Raw genomic sequence first — 1,574 nt, 5'->3', positions numbered from 1 at the left:
TTCGTCGGCATACCGAGCCATATTCATTTTGGCCCAATAAAAACCGGCGCTCAGAGAAGCATCATTCCTGTTTGGGTTTGCGACGTCGCCGCGCCATGTTTTTAACTCGGCTGACAAGTCGCCTTCCGGCTCCTGCAACGGCGCATTGCTGCGCGTCTCATCCGCCGTCTTTTGCGCTTCCAATAGCTTCTCTCTCAGCTCAGCAGGAATCTGCTTCCCGCGTCCTCGAAACATCCAGTAATCAAGGTAGTTCTTCGGCCACGTCAGTTGCAGGAAGCCACGGCCGTACCAGGGGGCATAGCGCTGTCCATCCGGGGCTTTTTCCACTAAGCCACCAAGCCAACTGGACTCCTGAAGGGCATTGCCAAAGAAACATGCCATGCGCCATGGGGTCGTGATGCCGAACTTGCGCAGCACGCGGTTCAGATGAGGAAGCTGCGCTTTTGGCAAAGGAATCTGATTGGCCTTGGATTTGTACGGATCGCTCACCGATTCCCAATACACCACGCCGGGCGCAGCACGCGGTGCAAACTTAGGCGTGAACTGCCTGAACTCGTCTTCGCTCAACCACCCACACTTCCGAAACTGCTTAATAAACTCCCGTGGGTCCACATGCCAATGCACCGCATCCAGGTCCAGATACCCGGCTTGCTTGGCCTGTTCCCAAAAACACAACGCCCGCACATGCGCCTCGAACGCGGCCCATTGGGTTTCGTTGAGCGTGGGTGTTTCGCTTTGTTCGCCAATACGCACAAAGGGCTGCGTGCGTTTAAGCCAGGCATAGCGCTGTTCGATGCCGTCGGCGGCCCATTCGGTCGGAAACGTGCACACCAGCTTGCTGAGGGCGGTTTGTACGTTCGTATCACCGAGCCATTGCACGAGGTCGGTGCCGTCGAAGACCTGCTTGGCGTCGGCGGCGGCCTGGACGAGGGCGGTACTGCTGCGCGGCGGGTTGGACACGATGACCTGAATCGTTTTGCCGAGTGCCGTCAGTGCCGTCAGTGCCGTGATGCCGGCCTGGCCTGATACATTGAGATCAAGGGTTGGTCGTGACGTGGACGCTTCCGACGAGATTGACCATGTCTTTGATCACGTCGTCCCGGGTTTCTTTTGGTGTATAGAAAATGAAGGGCATATCCATTGATACAAGGTACGATTGTGTTATACGCAAGATATGAACGCCCTCGAAAGTTAGTAGCGTCCCCTTCTGATCTTTCGATTTTTCAACTTGCCTTCCGACAAGGATGAGACCATCTTCCCTATAAATCCTACCTAAGGAAAGATGTTTAAATGAGATAAAAGAGGTGCGCATAGGTTTACCATTAAACACCCATTCACCGGCCTCGTTTTTAAAAAAACCTTGATAAGCGATGACCTGATCAAGGTCATGTGTGCTTGATACGGATATCCATATATCACTGTCTGCATTATAAATATTGCCCATTGCGTGGATATCCAAGATGCAACCGTCACCACTCGTTATCGGTTTTAGCGCATCTTTCTTCTCCACGTGCGAAAAATATTTCGTATCTTTAAAATCAAACGTGCATGTTTCGAAATTTCTAGCTACGAGT

The 1,574-nt window shown here is 52.5% G+C and carries 1 protein-coding gene and 1 pseudogene; both read right to left on the bottom strand.

The genetic code is table 11. The annotated features are described in order from the left end of the window. Positions 1-960 (bottom strand): annotated as a pseudogene (locus tag DWU98_RS21485) (hypothetical protein); the annotation flags it as partial. A 76-nt stretch (positions 961-1,036) separates the two neighbouring features. After that, positions 1,037-1,574, bottom strand: a 538-nt coding sequence (locus tag DWU98_RS21480; RefSeq protein WP_230474990.1) for a hypothetical protein, incomplete at its 5' end; no start/stop codon positions are given.

Origin of the sequence: Dyella monticola (genome assembly GCF_003363155.1) — a bacterium.
In the GTDB taxonomy this organism is placed as follows: Bacteria; Pseudomonadota; Gammaproteobacteria; order Xanthomonadales; family Rhodanobacteraceae; genus Dyella_B; species Dyella_B monticola.
The sequence above is the reverse complement of the archived record's forward strand: the minus strand, read 5'-3'. Positions and strand labels throughout refer to the sequence as shown.